Origin of the sequence: Mycolicibacterium fluoranthenivorans (assembly GCF_011758805.1) — a bacterium.
In the GTDB taxonomy this organism is placed as follows: Bacteria; Actinomycetota; Actinomycetes; order Mycobacteriales; family Mycobacteriaceae; genus Mycobacterium; species Mycobacterium fluoranthenivorans.
In genome coordinates this window covers 278,957-302,546 of sequence record NZ_JAANOW010000005.1, presented here as the reverse complement: position 1 = coordinate 302,546, position 23,590 = coordinate 278,957, and the positions used below count along the sequence as shown (strand labels likewise).

The 23,590-nt window shown below is 67.6% G+C and carries 18 protein-coding genes; 14 read left to right on the top strand and 4 right to left on the bottom strand.

From position 1 onward, the window contains the following. Positions 1–14: 14 nt before the first annotated feature. Positions 15–854, bottom strand: coding sequence for a response regulator transcription factor (locus FHU31_RS30310; RefSeq protein WP_263987973.1), 840 nt, complete (start codon positions 852–854; stop codon positions 15–17). A gap of 57 nt (positions 855–911) precedes the next feature. Between FHU31_RS30310 and FHU31_RS30305 the strand changes: the two genes are divergently transcribed. Then, positions 912–2,597, top strand: coding sequence for an AMP-binding protein (locus tag FHU31_RS30305; RefSeq protein ID WP_167164954.1), 1,686 nt, complete (start codon positions 912–914; stop codon positions 2,595–2,597). A gap of 29 nt (positions 2,598–2,626) precedes the next feature. After that, positions 2,627–4,234, top strand: coding sequence for an AMP-binding protein (locus FHU31_RS30300; protein ID WP_167165203.1), 1,608 nt, complete (start codon positions 2,627–2,629; stop codon positions 4,232–4,234). Between the two features lie 71 nt (positions 4,235–4,305). Here the strand turns inward: FHU31_RS30300 and FHU31_RS30295 are convergent, their stop codons facing one another. Both FHU31_RS30295 and FHU31_RS30290 read right to left on the bottom strand, forming a co-directional pair. Continuing rightward, a complete protein-coding gene (locus FHU31_RS30295; RefSeq protein ID WP_167165201.1) occupies positions 4,306–5,058 on the bottom strand; it encodes an IclR family transcriptional regulator in 753 nt (250 codons plus the stop codon). Between the two features lie 32 nt (positions 5,059–5,090). Then, complete coding sequence (locus FHU31_RS30290) at positions 5,091–6,533, bottom strand: APC family permease (protein ID WP_409371215.1); 1,443 nt, start codon at positions 6,531–6,533, stop codon at positions 5,091–5,093. Between the two features lie 240 nt (positions 6,534–6,773). Between FHU31_RS30290 and FHU31_RS30285 the strand changes: the two genes are divergently transcribed. The 7 genes from FHU31_RS30285 to FHU31_RS30255 all read left to right on the top strand — a co-directional run bounded on the left by FHU31_RS30285 (position 6,774) and on the right by FHU31_RS30255 (position 15,824). Next, positions 6,774–8,273: an aldehyde dehydrogenase family protein gene (locus tag FHU31_RS30285; RefSeq protein WP_208411643.1), complete on the top strand. Its 1,500-nt coding sequence runs from the start codon at positions 6,774–6,776 to the stop codon at positions 8,271–8,273. A gap of 109 nt (positions 8,274–8,382) precedes the next feature. After that, positions 8,383–9,840, top strand: coding sequence for an APC family permease (locus FHU31_RS30280; RefSeq protein WP_167164952.1), 1,458 nt, complete (start codon positions 8,383–8,385; stop codon positions 9,838–9,840). Further along, positions 9,837–11,765 carry a primary-amine oxidase gene (locus FHU31_RS30275; protein ID WP_167164950.1) on the top strand — a complete coding sequence of 643 codons (1,929 nt, stop codon included), beginning with the start codon at positions 9,837–9,839 and terminating at the stop codon, positions 11,763–11,765. The genes FHU31_RS30280 and FHU31_RS30275 overlap by 4 nt, the downstream gene beginning before the upstream one ends. A 3-nt stretch (positions 11,766–11,768) precedes the next feature. Then, on the top strand, positions 11,769–12,164 hold the full coding sequence (locus FHU31_RS30270) for a hypothetical protein (protein WP_167164948.1): 396 nt from the start codon (positions 11,769–11,771) through the stop codon (positions 12,162–12,164). A gap of 3 nt (positions 12,165–12,167) precedes the next feature. Then, the gene (locus FHU31_RS30265; RefSeq protein ID WP_167164946.1) at positions 12,168–13,052 is read left to right on the top strand and encodes a rhomboid family intramembrane serine protease; all 885 of its coding nucleotides are present in this window, start codon (positions 12,168–12,170) and stop codon (positions 13,050–13,052) included. Positions 13,053–13,200: 148 nt separating this feature from the next. Next, the gene (locus FHU31_RS30260) at positions 13,201–13,815 is read left to right on the top strand and encodes an ATP-binding cassette domain-containing protein (RefSeq protein ID WP_167164944.1); all 615 of its coding nucleotides are present in this window, start codon (positions 13,201–13,203) and stop codon (positions 13,813–13,815) included. A 2-nt stretch (positions 13,816–13,817) separates the two neighbouring features. Then, complete coding sequence (locus tag FHU31_RS30255; RefSeq protein ID WP_167164942.1) at positions 13,818–15,824, top strand: YhgE/Pip family protein; 2,007 nt, start codon at positions 13,818–13,820, stop codon at positions 15,822–15,824. On the opposite strand, the gene FHU31_RS30250 is transcribed toward FHU31_RS30255, so the two are convergent. After that, positions 15,811–17,280, bottom strand: a complete 1,470-nt coding sequence (locus FHU31_RS30250) for an acetyl-coenzyme A carboxylase carboxyl transferase subunits beta/alpha (protein WP_167164940.1) — start codon at positions 17,278–17,280, stop codon at positions 15,811–15,813. The genes FHU31_RS30255 and FHU31_RS30250 overlap by 14 nt on opposite strands. Before the next feature lie 128 nt (positions 17,281–17,408). On the opposite strand from FHU31_RS30250, the gene FHU31_RS30245 reads away from it, so the two are divergent. Genes FHU31_RS30245 through FHU31_RS30225 form a run of 5 tightly spaced genes read left to right on the top strand, consistent with a single transcriptional unit; the run spans position 17,409 to position 23,583 of the window. Continuing rightward, positions 17,409–17,774 (top strand): hypothetical protein, encoded by a 366-nt coding sequence (locus FHU31_RS30245; protein WP_167164938.1) that lies wholly within the window; start codon positions 17,409–17,411, stop codon positions 17,772–17,774. Between the two features lie 10 nt (positions 17,775–17,784). After that, the gene (locus tag FHU31_RS30240) at positions 17,785–18,519 is read left to right on the top strand and encodes an enoyl-CoA hydratase (protein WP_167164936.1); all 735 of its coding nucleotides are present in this window, start codon (positions 17,785–17,787) and stop codon (positions 18,517–18,519) included. A gap of 6 nt (positions 18,520–18,525) precedes the next feature. Next, complete coding sequence (locus FHU31_RS30235; RefSeq protein WP_167164934.1) at positions 18,526–19,629, top strand: MBL fold metallo-hydrolase; 1,104 nt, start codon at positions 18,526–18,528, stop codon at positions 19,627–19,629. A gap of 19 nt (positions 19,630–19,648) precedes the next feature. Next, positions 19,649–21,205, top strand: a complete 1,557-nt coding sequence (locus FHU31_RS30230; protein ID WP_409371216.1) for a serine hydrolase — start codon at positions 19,649–19,651, stop codon at positions 21,203–21,205. Next, positions 21,202–23,583, top strand: a complete 2,382-nt coding sequence (locus FHU31_RS30225) for a cation-translocating P-type ATPase (RefSeq protein WP_167164932.1) — start codon at positions 21,202–21,204, stop codon at positions 23,581–23,583. Before FHU31_RS30230 ends, FHU31_RS30225 begins: the two co-directional genes overlap by 4 nt. Positions 23,584–23,590: the final 7 nt, after the last annotated feature.

Genomic DNA, 23,590 nt, shown 5'->3' with positions numbered 1-23,590 from the left:
ACCAGTTGCGGCGCTCACGGAATCAACCGCCCCCGCCGGGCCCTCGACACCGCCTCATGCCGAGTCTTCGTCCCGAGTTTCGCTGCGGCACTGCGCAAATAGCTCTTCACCGTCTCCGGCTTCAACGAAAGCCGCCGAGCGGCTTCCGCATTGGTGCACCCGAGTGCGACTTGTGAAAGCACATCAATTTCGCGCTGAGTAAGCGGGGCCGCAGCAGGAGCACCGCCTGACAACGCCGCCCCCAGCTGGTCGGCCAGTACCCGCAGTTGTCCCTGCATCTCAGCCGGCGCGGAAGCCGCCAACCGGCGCAGGTCGGCGTGCACCTCCCGGATCTTCTCCGGGTCGGCCACCCGATCCGTGAAGCCGGCCAGGTGCGCCTCGCGCAGCCGCATCCGCCGGTCCACCTCGTCGCGCACCCGCAGCTCATGCGACAGCCGCCGCGCCGACCCCACCATCAGGTCCATCGCCCGGCCACCGATCGGGGCGGCGGAGCGGTACGCGCCATAGAGCATCGCCCGGGCCTGCCCGTCCACCAGCACCGGCACCGCAAGCACCGAGCGGATCCCTTCGCCCGACACGGGTGCGTCGTAGTCGTGGGTGATGTTGACGTCATTGCGGTAGTCGGCCACCGCCATCGGCCGGCCGGCCACCATGCTGGCCCCGCCCAGCCCGGACCGGGACCGCACCACCAGCCCCCGAAGCCCGCCGGTCCGGGTGCCGACGAACTCGGTGAGCAGCAGCGCGTCCCCGTGCACCTCCCCGCCGAACAGCACCGGCACCCCAGCCTCGGCGGCCACCCGCCGCAGCTCAGCGCGCACCGCATCGGTATCGCGAGGCCTTAACAGCGATTGCACAGAATTCCCCTCTTTCGGGGGTAGCGGACGGGCGAGTGTGACGTAGATCCTATCTGTATGTCGACCAACACCGACCTCTACCGCGATGCCCGCGACCATCTGGTCGACGTCATCGGCGACTACGACAAAGCCGTCGAGACGTTCCGGTGGCCGGAGATCACCGGCTCCTTCAACTGGGCGACCGACTGGTTCGACGTCATCGCGCACAACAACCAGCGCACCGCTCTGTGGATCGTCGAGCAGGACGGCAGCGAGCGCAAGGTCACCTTCGCCGAGATGGCGCAGGCCTCTGACCAGGTGGCGACGTGGCTGCGTGGGCTGGGGGTGAGCAAGGGTGACCGGGTCATCCTGATGCTCGGCAACCAGGTCGAACTGTGGGAGGCGATGCTCGCCGTCGCCAAGCTCGGAGCCGTCATCATGCCGACCACCGGTGCGCTCGGACCGGAGGATCTGGCCGACCGGATCACCCGCGGCGGCGCCCGGTTCGTCATCGCCAACGCCGCCGACGCACCCAAGTTCGAGCAGGTGCCGGGGGACTACGTGCGGATCGCGGTCGGTGACACGCCAAACTGGCACCGCTACGCCGACGCGTACGACGTCGCGCCCGACGCGCACGAGACCGTCACGACCGTCGAGGACCCACTGCTCGTCTACTTCACGTCAGGCACCACCAGCAAGCCGAAACTCGTCGAGCACTCCCAGATCTCCTACCCGGTCGGGCACATGTCGACGATGGCCTGGATCGGGGTGCGCCCCGGGGATGTGCACCTGGCCATCAGCTCGCCCGGCTGGGCCAAGCACGCCTGGAGCTGCTTCTTCGCGCCGTGGATCGCCGAAGCGACCATCTTCGTCTACAACTACAGCCGATTCGACGCCGCCGACCTCCTGGCGCAGCTCCACCGGGCCGGTGTCAGCACCTTCTGCGCACCGCCCACGGTGTGGCGGATGCTCATCCAGGCCGAGCTCGGGTCCAAACCCGAAGGGCTGCGCGAGATCCTGGGTGCGGGGGAGCCGCTGAACCCCGAAGTGATCGAAACCGTGCAGCGCGCTTGGGGTTTGACCATCCGGGACGGGTTCGGGCAGACCGAGACCACCCTGCAGGTCGGCAACACCCCGGGGCAACCCGTCAAGGCCGGCTCGATGGGGAGGCCCATGCCCGGTGTGCCGGTGGTCCTCATCGACCCGCTCACCGGCGAGTTGGCCGACGAAGGCGAGATCTGCCTGGACCTGTCGAAGGCGCCGCTGAACCTGATGACGGGCTATCTCGATGACGCACAACGCAATGCGGCGGTGATGCACGGCGGCCACTACCACACCGGTGATGTCGCCGCCCGCGACGCGGACGGATACATCACCTATATCGGGCGCACCGACGACGTGTTCAAGTCCAGCGATTACAAGGTCTCGCCGTTCGAGTTGGAGAGCGTGCTCATCGAGCACCCCGCCGTCGTGGAAGCCGCCGTCGTCCCCCAACCGCATGACACCCGGCTGGCCATCCCGAAAGCCTATGTGGCACTGGCCGAAGGGTGGTCGGCCGACGCCGACACCGCACGCGCGATCATGGAGTACGCCCGCGACCATCTGGCGCCGTATCTGAAGGTGCGCCGGGTCGAGTTCTTCGAACTGCCCAAGACCATTTCCGGCAAGATCCGGCGCGTCGAACTGCGGCGGCGCGAAGACGAAGCGCACGAGTCGGGGTCGCCGATTCCGACCGAGCACCGCTACGAGGATCTGGTGCAGTAATGGGGCGAGCGAAGCGACGGGAAATGGATATGCAGAGTTACGACGCCGGGCCGACGACCCTCCCGATTCTCGAGGAGACCATCGGCGCGAACTTCGAGCGCACCGCGGCAGCCCATCCCGATATCGAGGCGTTGGTCGACGCCGCGCAGGGAACCCGGTGGACCTACCGCGAACTCAACGACGAAATCGATCTGGTAGCAAGGGGACTCCTGGGCCGAGGGATCGCCAAGGGCGACCGGGTGGGCATGTGGTCGCCGAATCGGTCTGAGTGGACCATCGTGCAGTACGCGACCGCCAAGATCGGCGCGATCCTGGTCAACATCAACCCGGCCTACCGCACCCACGAACTGGGGTATGTGCTCAACCAGTCGGGTGTGCGAATGCTCATCTCGGCCACCGAGTTCAAGAGCTCGGACTACGTTGCGATGGTGGACGCCGTGCGCCCGGAAGCGCCCACGCTGACCGAGGTGATCTTCCTGGGCACGGCTGACTGGGACGCGTTGCGCGCGAGCGCGGTGGCACCCGAGGAACTAACAGCGCGGCAGAAGACGCTGAACAACACCGACCCGATCAACATCCAGTACACCTCGGGCACTACGGGTTTCCCGAAAGGGGCGACCCTGTCGCACCGCAACATCCTGAACAACGGGTTCTTCGTCACCGAGGGCATCAATCTGCGGCCGGGGGACCGGCTGTGTATCCCGGTGCCGTTCTATCACTGCTTCGGCATGGTGATGGGCAACCTGGGTTGCACCACCCACGGCGTGACGATGGTGATCCCGGCGCCCGGGTTTGATCCTGGCCTGACCTTGAAAGTCATTGAGCAGGAACGCTGCACCGGGGTGTACGGGGTGCCGACGATGTTCATCGCCATGCAGAACCATCCGTCGTTCCCGGAGGCCGATCTGTCGAGCCTGCGGACCGGCGTCATGGCCGGCGCGGTCTGCCCGATCGAGGTGATGAAGCGCTGCATCAACGAGATGAACATGGCCGAGGTGGCCATCGCCTACGGCATGACAGAGACCTCCCCGGTGTCGTGTCAGACGTTGCACGACGACGACCTGGACCGCCGTACCGCGACCATCGGCCGCGCGCATCCGCACGTCGAGGTCAAGATCGTCGACCCGGAGACCGGGGAGATCGTCGAACGAGGTCAGCCCGGGGAGTTCTGTACCAGGGGGTATTCGGTGATGCTCGGGTATTGGGAGAACCCGGAGAAGACCGCCGAGGCGATCGACGAGGACGGCTGGATGCACACCGGGGATCTGGCCGTCATGCGGGAGGACGGCTACTGCACCGTCGTCGGCCGGATCAAGGACATGGTGATCCGCGGCGGGGAGAACGTGTACCCGCGCGAGGTCGAGGAATTCCTCTACACCCACCCCGGCATCGAGGATGCCCAGGTGATCGGTGTCCCCGATGCGAAGTACGGCGAGGAGATCTGCGTCTGGATCAAGATGAAGCCGGGCGCGGACCCGTTGGACGTCCAGGCGATCCGGGCCTTCGCCGAAGGCCGGTTGGCGCACTACAAGATTCCGCGCTACGTGCACCTGGTCGAGGAGTTCCCGATGACCGTCACCGGGAAGATCCGCAAGGTGCAGATGCGCGAGGAGAGCGTGCAGATCCTCGGACTGTGAGCACCGAGTTCGACGAAATGGCGCGGGCTACTCGCACTTTCGCGCCCGTTTGATCAATTGGGCGAAACCAGTCAGGCGAGGAGGGGGCTCAGGCGCGCCGCGCACTCCCGCAACACGGGGACCTGGCGGATCAACAGCTGCTCCTGGTCGGCGCGTGCCGACATCGCGACCGCGGCCACCAAGGCCCCGGTGGCCGAGCGCACCGGCACCGCGACACAGGCGGAGTCCTCGGTGAGTTCGCCTACCTGGGTGGCCAGCTCCTGGTCGCGGATCTCGTGGAGCTGTTGGACCAGAACCGATCTGGAGGTGAGGGTGCGGCCGGTCAGGCTGTGCAGCGGGAACGTGAGCAGGGTGTCGATATCGCGCTTCTCGGCCAGCAGCAGCTTGCCGACAGCGCAGGCGTGCAGGTGGTGATTGAGCACCGATTCGTCGACCGGTGGCGGGTATTCGTCATCGGAGTCGGCCAACCGCACCGAGGTGTTGGTGAAATAGAACAGATGCACGCCGAAGCGCACCGACAGCCGCAGCTCGGCCAACACCTCCCGGGCCGCGGTGCACACCGTCGGTGACACCGCCGCATCGATCAGCACCCCCATCCGCGGACCCAGCGAGAATCCGGACAGATCCGGCAGTCGCACGATATAGCCGTCGGCGACAAGCAGATTCAACAGCCGGTAGGTGGTGGCCGACGGCATCCCGAGACGGTCCGCGATCTCCTTGGCGGTGACTCCCGTCCCCGCCAGCGCGACCGCCTCGAGCACCAGCAACGCACTCTGTACCGCCTTGGGTTGGCGACCCGACAGGGCGCCGTCAGCGCGCCCGATTCCCCGGTCGCTTCGCTCCAGCCCGCCGGGGCTCACCGGCGCACCTCCCACGGGTTGTAGTCGGCGAACACGTCACCGGCCACCGTCTCGTCGAACACCCCGACCCGCTCGGCCAGGTCGGGCACCCTGCGGCGGCGCAACCCGAACGCGGCGAAACCCGCGGCCAGCAGCGTGGCGTAGACCGCGGTGGCGATCCAGACCGGGGAGGCGACCGTCAGCGCGGCCCAGCAGATGATGGCGATCATCGCCGCGGCCGCGGCGATCCCGATCACCAACGGGCCGCTTGTCAGTTCGCCGATCCGACGCAGGAACGCCGGGGCGGCCAGGCACACCAGCAGATACGCCCCGATATAGCCGTGCGCGGACACCGCGAGCAGCCCGACCAGCACCTCGCGACTGGATCCGGCGAGGAACAGATAGCCGACCGGCACCGCCACGATGACCGGCATCACCGCGCTCAGCGCCACATGCGGGGTGCGGTACACCGGATGTGCCCGCCCGACCCGTGCCGGGAGCACGCCCTCGCGGCCCATCGCGAACAGCGTCCGGGACAGCGCGGTGGTGGATCCGATGACACAGGCGAACCACGATGCGGTGATCCCCAGCTCCATCACGACCGACAGTGCCGCGTTGTCGGGCAACGAGAGCACGATGGGCACGGAACCGATTCCGGCCCTGATGGTTCCGGTGGATTGCATGGCCGCGGCGAAGGTGTACAGCACGCCGAGCGCCAGCGGTGACCACCGGATCGCCCGGGTCACCGTGATGAACGGACGCTGCGCCTCGCGGGCCACGGTGCCCGCGCTCTCGAATCCCACGTACGACGTGATGGCCAGCAGTAGGGCGAAACCCAACGCCGAATGACTCTCGGGAACATCCACTTTGGGCGGGTCGTGGCCACCGGCGACCGATCGGGTGAACGCGATCACCAGCACCGCGGCGGCCACCGCGATGGCGAAGATCTCGATCGACAAAGAGATGCGGGCCGACAGCCGGATACCGCGGACCATCAACGCCCAGGCGACGACGCCGACGAGCACCGCCAGCACCGCGATCACCGGCCGCCCGTCGGGCACTCCCAGACGGCCCAGCAGTGCGGTGAGATAGCTTGCCGCGCCCAGGGTGCTGGCCATCGCCGCCGCCGCGTAGCCGATGACCACCGACCAGCCGGCCGCGATACCGGGCACCGGACCCAGTCCTTTGACCGTGTAGCTGTACAGCCCGCTGACCGCGACCATCCGGGTGGTGAACTGGGCGACGCAGTAGCCCACGGCGGCCATCAACAGCGCGGTGGCCACGAACACCGGCAGCGTCGCGTGCCCGGCCGCGGGAATGACCAGGGCGGGCAGGGTCACCATCACCGCCGAGGGTGCCACCGCCGACACCGACTGCCCCAGCACCTGGGCGAACGACAGCTGTGCCCGTCGCAACCCGGACACCGGTGAGCTGCTCCGCATCGCCCGTCTGCCACTCACTTCGGCAACGTAGCCGATCACCCACCCCAGCACAGCGCTGTCAGGTAAATCTTCGAAAACTTCAAATGAGAATCGAACCGGCCTCGTGCGTCACTTGTCCACCGCCGCATCCGTACGCTGCGAATTCCCGACGTCCGAATGAGAATGGCAACGACGTTCCAAATGAGAATGCAAAAGTGCGAAAAACCCATTAGGAATTAGTGGTGACGCAGACCACATCAGGGCGTAATTATGACCTACATGACAACCATGCTCAGCCCGGATCTGGACCCGCGGACCCTCGCCTTCGTGTCGGCGCCCCGGCAGATGTACATCGACGGCCGATGGGCCGACGCGCTCTCGGGACGGCGGTTCGACACCGTCGACCCGGCCACCGAGCAGGTGATCACCACCGTCCCGCACAGCGGCGTCGAGGACGTCGAACGCGCGGTCGCCGCCGCCCGGCGCGCCTTCGAGGAAGGCCCCTGGCCGGCGATGACCCCGGCGCAGCGGCAGCGGATGATCTGGCGGATCGCCGAGGGCATCACCGCCCGCGCCGACCAGTTCGCCGAGCTGGAGAGCATCGACAACGGCAAGTCGGTGGCCGTCGCCAAGGCCGTCGACGTCACCTGGGCCGCGGAGATCTTCTACTACTACGCCGGCTGGGCCACCAAGATCGAGGGCCGCACCGTGCCGGTGTCGGTGCCGTGGGCGCCCGGCAGCCGCTTCCACGCCTTCACGCTGCGCGAACCGATCGGGGTCTGCGCCCAGATCATCCCGTGGAACTTCCCGCTGGTGATGGCGGCGTTCAAGGTCGCGCCCGCGCTGGCCTGCGGCAACACCGTCATCCTCAAGCCGGCCGAGCAGACCCCGCTGACCGCGGTGCTGCTGGCCGAGGTGATCGCCGAGGCCGGTGTGCCCGACGGTGTGTTCAACCTGCTCACCGGCTTCGGCGATATCGGCGCCGCGCTGTCGGCGCATCCGGACGTCGACAAGGTCGCCTTCACCGGCTCCACCGAGGTCGGGAAGAAGATCGTCAACGCCGCCGCGGGCAACCTCAAGAAGGTCTCCCTGGAACTCGGCGGCAAGAGTCCGCAGGTGGTGTTCGCCGACGCCGACCTGGCCGCCGCCATCCCGGGCGTGGCCGGCGGATTCCTGTTCAACCACGGCCAGACCTGCACCGCGGGCACCCGCCTGCTGGTCGAGGACACCATCTTCGACGAGTTCACCGCCGGTGTCGCCGAGCATGCGGCGGGCCTGCGCATCGGCCCCGGTCTGGATCCCACCAACGACATCGGCCCGCTGGTGTCGCGGGAACAGCTCACCAAGGTGACCGGATACCTCGACGCCGGCATCGAGCAGGGCGCCCGCGCGCTGGCGGGCGGCGGCCGGCACGGCGACACCGGTTTCTACGTGCAGCCGACGCTGCTGGTCGACGTGCGCGACGACTTCAGCGTCTACCGCGAGGAGATCTTCGGGCCGGTGGCGGTCGCGGTGCCGTTCAACCGGGAACGTGGGGTCCGCGCCGCCGCGAATGACACCCCGTACGGGCTGGCGGCCAGTGTGTGGACCCGCGATGTGTCCACCGCTCACGAGGTGGCCGCCCAGATCAAGGCCGGCACGGTCTGGGTCAACTGCCATAACGCGTTCGACAGCGCGCTGCCGTTCGGTGGCTACAAACAATCCGGCTGGGGCCGCGAACTGGGTGAGGGCGCCATCGCCGAATACACCCAGACGAAGGCCGTCAATATCGCTCTCTGAATTTCACCCGTCAAATGGGAATTGCCACATCGAGCCATTCTCATTTGAACTCACCGAAGCCTTACCGCACGGCAACCAATTCACATTCAATTCCGTCGAAGGTAGACCCATGACAACTGACGCAGTCCTGGACGCCGGCCCCGCGGCCGGTGGCCAGGCTCACCGATTGGCCGGCAAACTCGGCCCCACCGCCATCGTCTTCATGGTCGTCGCCGCGGCCGCCCCCCTGACCGTCGTGGCGGGCACCTTCCCGATCGGCATCGCCGCGGGCAACGGCGCGGCCTTCCCGGCCTCCTACGGTGTCTGCACCGCGGTGCTGCTGCTGTTCGCCGTCGGCTTCACCGCGATGACCCGCCACATCCGCGGCGCCGGGGCTTTCTACACCTACATCGCCCACGGCTTCGGCCGTCACATCGGATTGGGTGCGGCGTTCCTGGCGCTGCTGTCCTACACGGCGGTACAGGGCGGCGTGTACGGCTACGTCGGGGCGGCGCTGAACGAACTGGTCACCAGCCACGGCGGTCCGGCGGTGCCGTGGTACCTGTACGCGCTGGCGATGCTCGCGGTCGTCGGCACCCTCGGCTATCGGCACATCGAACTGTCCGGCAAGGTACTCGGCGTCCTGCTGATCTGCGAAGTCGGCATCGTCCTGGTCATCAACGCCGCGGTCATCACCAAGGGCGGCGCCGAAGGGCTGTCGACCGCCGTACTGCATCCGGGCAATTTCTTCAGTGGCGCACCGGGTATCGCACTGATCTTCGCCCTGGCCGGCTACATCGGTTTCGAGGCGACCGCGGTCTTCCGCGACGAAGCCCGCGACCCGGCCCGCACCATCCCGCGGGCCACCTACGTGGCGCTGCTGCTCATCGGCGGGTTCTACGCGCTGTCGAGCTGGGTCATGGTCAGCGCCTGGGGCGACACCGGTGCGGTGGCCGCGGCCACCGACACACCGGCCACCATGCTCACCGACACCGCCAACCGCTACCTCGGTTCGGTGGCCGGTGACCTGGTCCAGATCTTCCTCATCACCAGCCTTTTCGCGGCACTGCTGTCCTTCCACAACGTCCTGGCCCGCTACATCTTCTCGCTCGGCAACACCCGCGCACTGCCGGAACGCTGCGGCCGCTCACACCTGCGCCACGATTCCCCGCATATCGCCTCTGTGGTGCAGACCGTCTCAGCCCTGGTCTTGATCGGGGTGGCGGTGCTGGCCAACCTCGACCCGGTCACCCAGGTGTTCACCTGGTTCGTCGGCGCCGCCTCGGTCGGTATCGCCGTGCTGATGACCCTCACCTCGGCGGCGGTCGTCGTCTACTTCCGCCGCACCCGATTCGACACCCGGTTGTGGCACACCGTGATCGCGCCCGGGCTGGGCTTCCTCGGCCTGGCCGTGCTCTCGGTGATGACCGCCGTCAACCTGCCGTTGCTCGTCGGTGGGTCAGCCACCCTGGCCGGTGTCATCGGGGTGCTGCTCGCCGGCGCCTTCCTCGGCGGCGCCGCGGTCGCAGTGCTGCGGCCGCACGCCGGCCACCAAGAGATCGAAACCGTTAAGGAGATTGCACGATGAGCACCGCGTTCCTCGAAACCCCCACCACCACCGGCAGTTCCGAGCACCCGCTCAACCCGCTGAGCGCGGAGGAGATCCGCGCGGCCCGGCGCATCGTCGACGAGAACGGCCTGCTGTCGGACTCGGTGCGCTTCGTCTTCGTCGCACTGGAGGAGCCGCACAAGTCGGTCGTGCAGGCCTACGCCCCCGGCGACCCGATCGACCGGCAGGCCCGGGTGCTACTGCTCGACCGCGCCACCGGCCAGGGTAGTGACCTGGTCGTCTCCGTGACCCAGCAGAAGGTGGTGTCGCTGGAGCACGTCGACGCCGCCGTCGACGGCCACGTGCCGATCCTGGACCAGGAATTCGAGGACATCGAGGCGTTCCTGCTGGACTGCCCGGAATGGCTGGCCGCGATGGACAAGCGCGGGCTCACCCACGCCGACGTGCGCGCGGTGCCGTTGTCGGCGGGCGTCTTCGGACATGAGGACGAGGTGGGCAAGCGCATCGTCCGGGTGCTGGCCTTCTATCAGTACGACGCCGCCGACCTGCCGTGGGCGCACCCCATTGACGGGGTGGTGGCCTATGTGGACCTCACCGAGCGCCGAGTCACCAAGGTGATCGACGAGATCGAACTACCGCTGCCCGCCGAGCGCGGCCAGTGGGACGCCGAACCGCATGCGGTGCCGCCGCGCACGGACCTCAAACCCATCGAGATCATCCAGCCCGAGGGGGCCAGCTTCACCGTCGACGGCAACCAGATCAGCTGGGCGGACTGGAAGTTCCGGTTCGGGTTCGACGTCCGCGAGGGCCTGACCCTGCACCAGCTGTCCATCGCGGGCCGGCCCGTGGTGTACCGCGCGTCCATCGCCGAGATGGTGGTGCCCTACGCCGACCCGTCGCCGGTGCGGTACTGGCAGAACTACTTCGACCAGGGTGAGTACCTGTTCGGCCGGTACACCAATTCCCTTGAGCTGGGCTGCGATTGCCTGGGCGAGATCACGTACTTCGACGTCACCATCGCCGACGAGGACGGTAACCCGAAGGTGATGAAGAACGCGATCTGCCTGCACGAGGAGGACTACGGCGTGCTGTGGAAGCACACCGACATGTTCAACGGGATGGCCGAGGTGCGGCGGTCGAGACGACTCGTCATCTCGTTCTTCCTGACCATCGGCAACTACGACTACGGGTTCTACTGGTACCTGTACCTGGACGGCACCATCCAGCTGGAGGCCAAGGCCACCGGCATCGTGTTCGCCTCGGCCTACCGCGGGCCCGACGGGTTCTCCACCGAGATGGCGCCCGGGCTGGGCGCACCGTTCCACCAGCACCTGTTCTCGGCCCGGCTGGACATGGAGGTGGACGGCCAGTGCAACGTCGTCGAAGAGGTCGACGCCGTGGCCGTCCCGATGGGCCCGGAGAACCCGTGGGGTAACGCCTTCCGGCCGCAACGCACCCGGCTGACCCGGGAGTCGGAGGCCATGCGCACCGCCGACAACCTCAAGGCGCGGGTATGGCACATCACCAACCCGGAGAAGACCAACCGGCTGGGCCAGCACGTCGGCTACGCGCTGCATCCCGAAGGTCAGCCGGCGCTGCTGGCCCACCCGACCAGCTCGATCGCCCAGCGCGCGGCGTTCGCCACCAAGCACCTGTGGGTGACGAAATACGACCCGGCCGAACGGTATCCGGCCGGCCGGTTCGTCAACCAGAACCCGGGCAATGCCGGGTTGCCGGCCTACGTGGCCCAGGACCGCGATATCGACGGCCAGGACATCGTGGTGTGGCACACCTTCGGGCTGACGCACTTCCCGCGCCCGGAGGACTGGCCGGTGATGCCGGTGGACTACGCGGGCTTCAAACTCAAGCCGGTGTCGTTCTTCGACCGCAACCCCGCGTTGAACGTTCCCGCTGCGCCGAAGTCGCACTGCTGCGAGAGTTAGTACATGTCCACCGTCAGCAGCACGTCCGCCGTTCTCGGACGGCGGACGTGCGCTGTGGTCGCAGCCGGGTCGGCCGCGCTGCACGCCACGATGATCGGCCACGCCCGCACCCCGGTGGTCGCGGTGCTCATCGTGGCCATGGCCGCCGCCTGCCTGATGTGCGCCTACGAACTGTGGCGCGGCTGCGGCGTGCGGACCTGGTGTGTGGTCGCGGTGATGAACCTCGCGATGATCGCCGTGCACTGGTCGATGCCCACCCATCACCACGGTGCCGCGGCGCCCGAGCAGGTGAGCGGACTGATGACAGTCGCGACGACGGTGTCGTTGATCGAGGCCGGTGTCGCCACCGCGGTGCTCTATGTCCTGACGAGGCGCCGCGCGCCATCGGCCATCATGTAGGGCATGACCTACCCACCGCCGCAGATGCCACCGCCACCGCAGGCGACCACCTGCTACCGGCATCCCGGCCGGCCGGCGTTCGTACAGTGCACCCGCTGCCAGCGCTTCATCTGCGGCGACTGCATGCGCGACGCCGCCGTGGGGCACCAGTGCCCGGATTGTGTGACGGCGGGTGCGGCCACCGTGCGCCGGGTCGAAGGCCACTTCGGGGGCAGGCCGGCGGGTGAGACCCCGTACGTCACCTACACGCTGATCGCGATCAACGTCCTGATGTTCGTGCTGCAGATGACCTCGCGCGAACTGGAGAGCCACCTGACGTTGTGGCCACCCGCGGTCGCCGACGGCCAGTACTACCGCCTGGTCACCTCGGCGTTCCTGCACTACGGCATCGCGCACATCCTGTTCAACATGTGGGCGCTGTACGTCATCGGCCCACCGCTGGAGCGGCTGCTGGGCCGAGTTCGGTTCGGGGCGCTCTACGGGTTGTCCGCGCTCGGCGGGTCGGTGCTGGTATTCCTGGTCGCCCCGCTGAACACCGCGACCGCCGGTGCCTCGGGCGCGGTGTTCGGGTTGTTCGGCGCCACGTTCGTGGTGGCGCGCAAGCTGCGCCTCGACGTCAAGTGGGTCGTCGGGCTCATCGTGCTGAACCTCGCGTTCACCTTCGTCGGCCCGTTGTTCGGGTCGGGCGCCATCAGCTGGCAGGGCCACGTGGGCGGGCTGGTGACCGGATGTGTGGTGGCCGCCGGCCTGGTGTATCCGCCACGCGCACAACGCAACCTGGTCCAGACCGCGTTGGTGGTGGGGTTGCTGGTGTTGTTCCTGGCGTTGATCTGGTGGCGCAGTGTGCAGTTGCTCAGCATGTTCGGTGGCTATCTGCACCTCGGCTAGGGCTCGCCGGTGCGCCGTTTTCTGCACCAGGGCCGTGATCGCCCAGGTTTCACGACCCTCACGTAGAAAACCACGCCCGGTCAGCCCGATGTGTTGAGATAATTCAGTGGCAGAACCAGAGCCGGCAGTCACGGCCCGCGGAATCAGAATGACCGGGCCCTGGGGCCCGGTGTACGGCCCCATCGATCTGGACGTGGAGGCCGGCGGGGTGAGCGTGCTGGTCTATCCGACCGGCACCGGCCGCACCGCCCTGCTGATGACGCTCGCCGGCCGGATGAAACCCGTCGAAGGACAGATCACGGTGTTCGGCCACAGCCGGGCCCGCGATATCTTCGCCCACTCCGCGCTGGCCTGCATCGACGAACTGGACAAGATCGCCGAATCGGTGACGGTCCGCGATCTGATCACCGAGCAGAAGCGCTGGGATGCAGCCTGGTATCGCTTCATCGGCGCGGCCGACCAGGACGACCTGGCCAAGGTGTGCGCACCCGTGTTCGGTGAGGTGGCGCTGCCGTCGCTCACCGCGTACTTCGACGAACTGTCCGAACTCGAGCAGACGCTGCTGCGCATCGCGCTGGCCAATACGGCGACACCACCGCTGCTGGTGGTCGCCAACCTCGATCACCTCACCGACGACCGAAACCGCGACATCGTGCTGAAGCGGCTCATCGCGCTCGGTGAGCAGCAGACCGTCATCACCGCAACCGTCAACGGTGTCACCGACACGGGTGTGCGTGCCCAGCTGACCGTGGGGAGTGAGTAGCCATGCTTGCCGGAATGTCTCTGGGTACCGACCTGAAGCGTTTCTCCCGGGGCGCGCTGCCCCGCATCGCGCTGGTCACGGTCATCCTCATGCCGCTGCTGTACGGCGCCATGTATCTGTGGGCGTTCTGGAATCCGTTCGCCGAGGTGAACAAGATCCCGGTGGCCCTGGTCAACGAGGACACCGGCACCGTCGTGGACGGTCAGCAGGTTCGCGCCGGGGCGGAAGTGGCTGACGCACTGGTCGATTCGGGCCAGCTGCAATTGCACCGGGTGTCGTCGACCGAGGCCGCGGCGGGGGTGTCCAGCGGCAAGTACTACTTCTCGGTGACACTGCCCGAGAACTTCAGCGCCGACGTCGCCTCCCCATCCGGCGGCTCGCCCGAGCAGGCGCAGATCCAGTTCAAGTTCAACGACGCCAACAACTATCTGGGTTCGATCATCGGGCAGAACGCCGCCCGCGAAGTCATCAACCAGGTCAACGCGAGCATCGGGCAGCGCACCTTGGGCACCGTGCTGACCGGATTGACCGACGCCGGTGCCGGACTGGTCCAGGCCGCCGACGGGGCGGGCCAGTTGGCCACGGGCACCGCGGCCGCCGACGACGGCGCGCACAAACTCGCCGACGGTGCCGGTGCGTTGTCGGCCGGATTGGTGACCGCACGCGACGGCTCGGCGCAGCTGGCCGCCGGGACACGTCAGCTGTCCGCTTCCGTGGACACCGCGACGGGCCCGTTGGTCACCATGCTGGACCGAGTCGGTGATTTGGGGCTGGATCCCGACGAGGTCGGGTTCGTCGCATCCCGGTTGTCCGGGGCGGTGCGCTCGACCACCGATCGGATCGCCGCGCTCAACATCGACCAGGCCCAGGCGGCGACGCTGGTGGATCAGGCCGTGGGCATGCTGCAGGCCAACCCCGATCCGGCGGTCCGCGATGCCGGTGACGTGCTGGCCGGCGCGCAGCGACTGCTGCGAGCCAAGGGAATCGATCCCACCACCGACGACGGACTGAACAAATTGCGTGACAGCGCAACACAGCTGGAGAACGAACTCGGCGACCCGAACAGCAAGCTGCGGGTGTTTCTCACCCGCGCACTCAACGGCGGGCTGCGCGCCGACGTGGTGAAGCTGCGCGACGGTGTGCGCCAACTCGACAGCGGTGCACACAAGCTCAACAGCGGACTGATGCAGCTGGCCGCCGGTGGAGGCCAACTCTCTTCGGGAGCAACGCAACTCGCGGCCGGCACCAGCAAGCTGCGCGCGGGTAGCCAGGAGTTGGCCGCTAAACTCAAGGAAGGTTCCACCCAAGTCCCGTCCTGGACGCCGGAGCAGCGGACCGCGGTCGCCAAGACCCTGGCCGCGCCGGTGACTCTGGACATCCAGACCGACAATGCCGCCGCCACCTTCGGGACGGGGTTCGCACCGTTCTTCCTGCCGCTGGCGCTTTTCATCGGTGCGCTGATCATCTGGATGCTGCTCAAACCGGTGCAGTCCCGGCCCATCATCAACGGGCTCGGCGCGCTGCGGGTGGTGCTGGCGTCGTACTGGCCCGCGCTGCTCATCACGGTCTGCCAGGTCGGGGTGATGTATCTGGTGGTGCATTTCGGCGTCGGCCTGCAGGCCCGTCATCCGATCGCCACGGTGGGTTTCCTGCTGCTGATCGTGGCGACCTTCCTGGCCCTGATCCAGGCATTCAACGCCCTGTTCGGGGTGTCGGTCGGGCGGGTCGTGACGCTGGCTTTCCTGATGCTGCAATTGGTTTCGGCCGGCGGTATTTATCCGGTGGAGACCACGGCCACACCGTTCCAGATTCTGCACCCGGTGGACCCGATGACGTATGCGGTCAACGGCTTGCGGCAGTTGATCGCCGGCGGAATCGATTCGCGGTTGTGGATCGCGATCGCCGTCCTGACCGGGGTGCTGCTGGTGTCACTGGCCGCCAGTTCGTTCGCCGCCCGGCGGGACAGGCAGTACACGATGGAACGGCTCAAACCGCCTATCGAGGTGTGAGCCCGATCCGGCGATAACGGTGCAGCCGCAGGCCGAGCCGTTCGGTGTCGGGCATGGTCCGTAGCTCGTACAGCGCGGCGGCAATCGTCATCGACAGTCGCGTGGTGAACTCCAGCGGCTCGTCGGCGGCGTCGGGACGCTCGTCGACGATGGTGTCCACGATCCCGTTGAGCAACAGGTCGGCCGACCGGATGCCTTGTGCGGCAGATAGTTCCGGCGCGTGATCGGTGTCGCGGAAGACGATGGCGCTGGCGCCCTCCGGGGGGAGCGGGGCCAGCCAGCCGTGCTGGGCGGCCAGCACGCGGTCGGCGGGCACCATCGCCAGGGCCGGGCCGCCACTGCCCTGACCCAGCAGCACCGACACAGTCGGGGTGTCCAGGGTGACCAATTCGGCCAGGCAGCGGGCGATCTCGCCGGCCAGCCCACCCTGTTCGGCCTCCACCGAGAGCGCCGGGCCGCGGGTGTCGATGAGCGAGACGAGCGGTAGCCGCAGGCTCACCGCCAGCGCCATGCCACGGCGGGCTTCACGCAGCGCGGCCGGGCCCAGCGTGCCGATGCGCTGCTGCCCCAGGACGACGGCCGGCTGGTCGCCGAAGCGGGCCAGCGCCAGCAGCATCTGACTGGTGTCCCCACCGGTCCCCGACAACGGCACCGGTTTCGTGGTCCCGTGCGCCAGCACGTACTCCGCACCCGGGCGGTCGGCGCGACGGGACGCCGTCACCGAATCCCAGGCGGGGATGTCGGGGATCGACTGGGCCGACGGCGCCGGTGGCGGGGTCCCGGGCGCGTCGACCAGCACCGCCAGCGTGCGGTCCAGGACGGACCGCAGCGCCTCGACCGGGACCACGCCGTCGATAACGCCGTGCCGGAACAGGTTCTCCGCGGTCTGGACGCCTTCCGGGAACTGCTCGCCGTAGAGGTGTTCGTAGACCCGTGGACCGAGGAAACCGATCAGCGCGCCCGGTTCGGCGGCCGTGACATGCCCGAGTGAGCCCCAGGACGCGAAGACGCCGCCGGTGGTGGGGTGCCGCAGATAGACGATGTAGGGCAGGTGTGCCCGTTTGTGCAGTTCGACCGCGGCGGCGATCTTCACCATCTGCAGGAAGGCGACGGTGCCCTCCTGCATCCGGGTGCCGCCCGAACTGGGGGAGGCCAGCAGCGGCAGCCGCTCGGCGGTGGCGCGCTGGATCGCTTCGGTGATGCGTTCCGCCGCGGCCACCCCGATGGATCCGGCCAGAAAGTCGAACTCGCAGGCCAGCACGGCCACCCGGCGGCCGAACACGGTGCCCTCGCCGGTGATCACCGACTCGTCCAGCCCGGACTTGGCTTGCGCCGCGTCGAGCTCTCTGCGATAAGCCTCCGAGGTGGGCACCTGCACCGGCGGACTGTCCCAGCTGAGGAACGATCCGGGGTCGAGGACGGCATCTCGGACGGCGAGGGCTGGGGTCCGGCTCACGGGATGAGGTTATGCGACGGGCTCTCAGGTGGGTCTCTTCTGAACTGTGTCAGCGATTGTTGACACAGTTCAGAAGAGAACCACCTGAGAGCGGCGATGTTGTCGGTGCGCAGCGGGACCCTCAAGCCATGGACGACGTGTGGGGCGATGAGGACGACCATGAGGACGACGATGACCAGGCCGACTGGCGGGACGATCCGACCCTGACCGACACGGCTCGCCAGGCACTGGAAGCCCTCGAGCGGGCCGGGCAAGGACCCCCGCCGCCCGATCACGACCCCGTCTTCCAGGAGTTCTGCAGCGGGGCGATCGCGCGAAAGCTCGCGATGGTGCGCGACGAGAGGGAGCGAATCCTCGCCGAGTACGACGCCACCGTGTTCAAGGCCCGACAGGCCGGGATGTCCTGGGGAGAGATCGGCAGGCGGCTGGGAGTATCCCGGCAGCAACTGCACCGCAGCTACGCCGGAAGGTGCGCGCCCGAGGAACCTCTATAGGCTGGCGACCATGATTGGAGTGACCCGGGACGGGAATGTCCTGACTCTGGAAATGCAGCGGGCCGAGCGGCGCAATGCGCTCAACGGTGCACTTGTCGATGGATTGCGTGAAGAGATCGAAAAGGCGTCGGGATCTGACGTGCGAGCCATCGTGCTGACGGGCCAGGGCACGGTGTTCAGCGCCGGTGCCGACCTGTCCGACGCCGAGGGCGTGGCCAAGGATCTCCCGGACAAGGCGTTGGCCCTGAACCTGGCGATCGATGCCAGCCCGGTGCCGATCATCGCCGCACTCAACGGCCCGGCGATCGGAGCCGGTGTCATCTTGGCGATGATCTGCGATCTGCGGATGGCCGCCCCCGGCGCCTACTTCCAGTTCCCCATCGCCAAATACGGTTTGGCACTGGATAACTGGAGCATCCGCCGGCTGACGTCCCTGGTCGGGCATGGCCGGGCCCGGGGCATGCTGATCGCCGCCGAACGCCTCGACCTGGACACCGCACTGCTGACCGGGATGGTCAACCGCACCGGCACGCTGGCCGACGCACAGACCTGGGCCGCCGAGATCGCCGGTTTCGCGCCTCTGTCGGTCGCGCATTCCAAGCGGGTGCTCAACGACGACGGCGCCTATGACACCGTCCGCGGCGACCACACCCGGATGTTCAACAAGGCGTGGGCCAGCCCGGATGTCATCGAAGCCCAGGTGGCACGCATCGAGAAGCGGCCGCCGAACTTTACGGGGGCCTGAGCAGCGATGATCGCGGAAGCGGCCCGGGTGGTCGGTGGCACCGCAGCGCTGGTGGCCGGCGGCTGGGCGTTGCGTGCCCTGCGCGGCGCCCCCGAGTCGCTGGGCGCCGCCGATATCGGTGCCGCGGCGAAGGCCTCCCAGAACTACCGCGACGGGGTGTTCGTCAACCGCGAGCCCGCCTCCGAGGTGCAACTGACCAGGCAGCAGCAGTGGTCGCTGATCCGCGAGTTGTTCACCGGCGACCAGCAGCGGCCGGGCGGTGAGATTCCGCTGGTAAGCCCGATGGCGACCGCCCCGGCCGCCGATCTGGCGGTCACCTGGTTCGGTCATTCGTCGGCGGTCATCGAGGTCGACGGTTATCGCGTGCTGGCCGATCCGGTGTGGAGTGAGCGCTGCTCCCCGTCCCGCGCCGTGGGGCCCCAGCGGCTGCATCCCGTGCCGGTGGAACTCGACGCCTTACCCGCGATCGACGCGGTGATCATCAGCCACGACCACTACGACCACCTCGACATCGACACCATCAAAGGCCTGGCCAGGGCACAGCGGGCCAAGTTCTACGTTCCGCTGGGCATCGGGTCCCACCTGCGTATCTGGGGTGTCCCACCGGACCGGATCGTCGAACTCGACTGGGACGAGAGCGCCACCCTGGGCGACCTCAGGCTGGTGTGCACACCGGCGCGGCATTTCTCGGGCCGGTTCCTCACCCGGAACACCACCTTGTGGTCATCGTGGACGGTGATCGGTCCCCGGCACCGCGCCTTCTTCGGCGGCGACACCGGGTACACCAATGGCTTCGGCCGGATCGGGTCCGAGTACGGCCCCTTCGACCTGACCTTGATGCCGATCGGCGCCTACCACCCGGGTTGGCCCGACATCCACATGAACCCCGAGGACGCCGTCCGAGCCCACCGCGATGTCACCGACGCCGGTCTGCTGGTACCGATCCACTGGGCCACCTTCCGGCTGGCGCCGCACCCGTGGTCCGAACCCGTCGAGCGACTGCTCACCGCCGCCTCGGCGGAAGGGGTGACCGTGGCGACGCCCAAACCCGGGCAGCGGGTCGACGGCGCAGCCACGGCGCGGCCGATAGACGCATGGTGGCGGCTCTGAGCGGCTAGCGTTCTTGTCTGTGAGACGGATATTGTGCATCGCGGCTGTCGCGCTGCTGGCCGGTTGCACGACGCCGGAGACCGGTCCGGCGAGGATTCTGTCCGATCAACCGCCCCCGCTCGTCCCGGCAATGCCGTTCCCCGACAACGCGGTCGAGAACGCGGTCGGCAAACTCGACGGAATCGCCGACGAACTCATGCGCAAATCGGGGATCCCGGGTCTGGCGGTCGCGGTGGTGCACGGTGGAAAAACCGTTTACGCCAAAGGATTCGGTGTCAAGGACAACCGGGCCGGGGCCGCCGATACCAACAAGGTCGGCCCGGACACCGTCTTCCAGCTGGCCTCGGTGTCCAAACCGCTGAGTGCCACCGTGGTGGCACACCAGGTCGGCGAAAAGGCGATCGGCTGGGACACTCCGGTCACCAGCAAGCTGCCGTGGTTCGCGCTGTCAGATCCCGCCGTCACCCGGATGGTGACCATCGGTGACCTGTTCTCCCATCGCTCCGGCCTGCCCGACCATGCCGGTGATCTGCTGGAGGATATCGGCTACGACCGCCGGCAGGTGCTGGAACGGCTGCGCCAGCTCCCGCTGGATCCGTTCCGGATCTCCTACGCCTATACCAACTACGGATTGACGGCCGGTGCCGAGGCGGTCGCCGCGGCGGCGGGTACGTCGTGGGATCAGCTGGGCCGGGACGTGCTGTTCAGCCCCCTTGGAATGTCCTCGACCAGTTACCGTTTCGCGGACTACGAAGGCCGTAAAGACCGGGCGGTGGGGCATATCCGTATCGACGGCGGATACCAGCCCGAGTTCGTCCGCGACGCCGACCAGCAGGCTCCGGCCGGCGGGGTCAGTTCGTCGGTCAACGATATGACGCACTGGCTGGAAATGGTGCTGGCCAACGGCAGCTACCAGGGCCGCCAGCTCATCGACCCGAAGGCCTTGCTGCCCGCGCTCACCCCCCAGGTGGTGTCCAGCCCACCGTCGGAACCTGCGATGCGCTCGGGCTCCTACGGTTTCGGGTTCAACGTGGGCGTCACCTCGGCGGCTCGCACCCAGCTGAGTCACTCCGGCGCGTTCGAGCTCGGTGCCGGCACCAATGTCCTGTTCCTGCCGTCGGCCGACGTGGCGATCGTGGCGCTGACCAACGCCACCCCGTCCGGTGTGCCCGAGGCGCTGACGGCCGAATTCGCCGACCTTGTCCAATTCGGCTCGGTGCGGGAGGACTGGTACAAGCTGTACACCGGGGCGATGCTCCCGATGGGCGATCCGGTCGGCTCGCTGGTCGGCGCGAAACGACCGGCCAATCCCGCACCGGCGCAACCATTGCCGAGCTATGTCGGCACCTACCGCAATGACTACTGGGGGCCGGCCGTCATCGCGGAGAAGAACGGCAAGCTGGCGCTCACTCTCGGTCCGCGCGGGGACACCGTCGAGCTCACCCATTGGGACGGCAACACCTTCACGTTTTCGTTCATCAGCGAGAACTCCCCACCCGGAAGCATTTCCAAGGCCGCCTTCGACGGCGGCAAGCTCACCCTGGAGTACTACGACGAGGCGGTATTCACCAAGTGACGACGATCATTTCGGGACTCAGCGATACCGAGGTCGCCCAACGGATTGCCGATGGGCAGACCAACGATGTCCCGACCAGGGCCGCGCGCAGTGTGTCCGAGATCGTGCGGGCCAACGTGTTCACCCGCATCAACGCGATTCTCGGCGTGCTGTTCGCGATCGTGCTGGCCACCGGGTCGGTGATCAACGGCTTGTTCGGTCTGCTGATCGTTGCGAACTCCGCGATCGGCATCATCCAGGAGTTGCGGGCCAAGCAGACCCTGGACCGGCTGGCCATCGTCGGGCAGGCGAAACCGTTGGTGCGCAGGCAGTCCGGGACGGTGGCGTTGTCACCCAACGAGGTGGTGCTCGATGACATCATCGAACTCGGGCCCGGTGACCAGATCATCGTCGACGGCGAGGTACTGGAGGGCGCCAACCTCGAGATCGACGAATCGTTGCTGACCGGTGAGGCCGACCCGATCCAGAAAGACGCTGGCGATCCGGTGATGTCGGGCAGTTTCGTGGTGTCGGGCAGCGGTGCCTATCGCGCCACCAAGGTGGGCCGTGAGGCGTACGCCGCCAAGCTGGCCGAGGAGGCCAGCAAGTTCACCCTGGTGAAATCCGAACTGCGCAGCGGGATCAACAAGATCCTGCAGTTCATCACCTACCTGCTGTGGCCTGCCGGCGCGCTGATCATCTACACCCAGCTGTTCACCACCGACGTCGGCTGGCGCGAGTCGGTACTGCGGATGGTCGGGGCATTGGTACCGATGGTGCCCGAAGGTCTGGTGCTGATGACCTCGATCGCCTTCGCCGTCGGCGTGGTCCGGTTGGGCCGGCGGCAGTGCCTGGTGCAGGAGCTGCCCGCCATCGAGGGCCTGGCCCGGGTCGACGTGGTGTGCGCCGACAAGACCGGCACGCTGACCGAAAACGGGATGCGGGTCAGCGATCTGAAGACCTTGTCTACGTCGTCTGCGTCCGATGTGACCGACGTGCTGGCTCAACTGGCCGCCGACGACGCCCGCCCCAACGCCAGCATCGCCGCCATCGCCGAGGCCTACAAGATGCCGCCCGGTTGGACCCAGACCGCCTCGGCGCCGTTCAAATCGGCCACCAAGTGGAGCGGAGCCTCCTACGGCGAACACGGCAACTGGGTGATCGGCGCGCCCGATGTGCTGCTGGACCCGGCCTCCCCGGAGGCCGAAGAGGCCGAACAGATCGGGGCACACGGGCTGCGGGTGCTGCTGCTCGGATCGACCGACACCGTCGTGGATACCCCAAACGCCCCCGGCACCGTCACCCCCGCCGCGTTGGTGGTGCTGGAGCAGCGGGTGCGCCCGGATGCCCGCGAGACCCTGGACTACTTTGCCTCGCAGAAGGTCGCGGTGAAGGTCATCTCCGGTGACAACGCCGTCTCCGTCGGTGCGGTGGCCGGCACACTGGGCCTGCACGGCGAAACCCTCGATGCGCGCCGGCTACCGGATGATCCCGAAGAACTGGCGTCCACGCTGGATGAGTACACCACCTTCGGCCGGGTTCGCCCCGACCAGAAGCGGGCCATGGTGCACGCGCTGCAGTCCCGCGGGCACACCGTGGCGATGACCGGCGACGGCGTCAACGACGTCCTGGCGCTCAAGGACGCCGATATCGGTGTCGCCATGGGATCGGGCAGCTCGGCGTCCCGTGCCGTGGCCCAGATCGTGCTGCTGGACAACAAGTTCGCCACCCTGCCGTATGTCGTCGGCGAAGGCCGCCGGGTGATCGGCAACATCGAACGGGTCTCCAACCTGTTCCTCACCAAGACCGTCTACTCGGTGCTGCTGGCCGCGCTGGTAGGTCTCGGCGGCCTGGCGTCGAAACTGTTCGGATCCGACGCCCTGCTGTACCCGTTCCAGCCGATCCACGTCACCATCGCCGCCTGGTTCACCATCGGCATCCCGGCGTTCATCCTGTCGCTGGCGCCCAACAACGAGCGAGCCCACCCGGGCTTCGTGCGCCGGGTGATGACCTCGGCGGTGCCCAACGGTGTGGTGGTGGGCCTGGCCACGCTGATCTCCTATCTGCTCGCCTACCAGGGTTCGCACGCGACCAAGGTCGAGCAGACCCAGGCGTCCACGGCGGCGCTGATCACCTTGCTGGTGGGTGCGGTGTGGGTGCTGGCCGTGGTGGCCCGGCCCTACCAGTGGTGGCGGGTGGCGCTCGTGGCGGTATCCGCGCTGGCCTACGTGGTGATCTTCTCGATCCCGCTGGCACAGGAGAAGTTCATGCTCGATCCCAGCAATGTCGCGCAGACATCGGTGGCGCTGGGCATCGGGTTGGTGGCCGCCACGGTCATCGAGGTGTTGTGGTGGATCGAGGGCCGAGTGTCCGGCGAACCCCGCAAACTGTGGCGATAAGGTGGGC

Excerpts from the sequence above, each read along its gene's own strand:
- FHU31_RS30245 (WP_167164938.1), top strand. The coding sequence starts at position 17,409 with ATGGACGACGTGTGGGGCGATGAGGACGACCATGAGGACGACGATGAC.
- FHU31_RS30260 (WP_167164944.1), top strand. The coding sequence starts at position 13,201 with ATGACCGGGCCCTGGGGCCCGGTGTACGGCCCCATCGATCTGGACGTG.
- FHU31_RS30300 (WP_167165203.1), top strand. The coding sequence starts at position 2,627 with ATGCAGAGTTACGACGCCGGGCCGACGACCCTCCCGATTCTCGAGGAG.
- FHU31_RS30280 (WP_167164952.1), top strand. The coding sequence starts at position 8,383 with ATGACAACTGACGCAGTCCTGGACGCCGGCCCCGCGGCCGGTGGCCAG.
- FHU31_RS30265 (WP_167164946.1), top strand. The coding sequence starts at position 12,168 with ATGACCTACCCACCGCCGCAGATGCCACCGCCACCGCAGGCGACCACC.
- FHU31_RS30235 (WP_167164934.1), top strand. The coding sequence starts at position 18,526 with ATGATCGCGGAAGCGGCCCGGGTGGTCGGTGGCACCGCAGCGCTGGTG.
- FHU31_RS30275 (WP_167164950.1), top strand. The coding sequence starts at position 9,837 with ATGAGCACCGCGTTCCTCGAAACCCCCACCACCACCGGCAGTTCCGAG.
- FHU31_RS30305 (WP_167164954.1), top strand. The coding sequence starts at position 912 with ATGTCGACCAACACCGACCTCTACCGCGATGCCCGCGACCATCTGGTC.
- FHU31_RS30270 (WP_167164948.1), top strand. The coding sequence starts at position 11,769 with ATGTCCACCGTCAGCAGCACGTCCGCCGTTCTCGGACGGCGGACGTGC.
- FHU31_RS30255 (WP_167164942.1), top strand. The coding sequence starts at position 13,818 with ATGCTTGCCGGAATGTCTCTGGGTACCGACCTGAAGCGTTTCTCCCGG.
- FHU31_RS30285 (WP_208411643.1), top strand. The coding sequence starts at position 6,774 with ATGACAACCATGCTCAGCCCGGATCTGGACCCGCGGACCCTCGCCTTC.
- FHU31_RS30240 (WP_167164936.1), top strand. The coding sequence starts at position 17,785 with ATGATTGGAGTGACCCGGGACGGGAATGTCCTGACTCTGGAAATGCAG.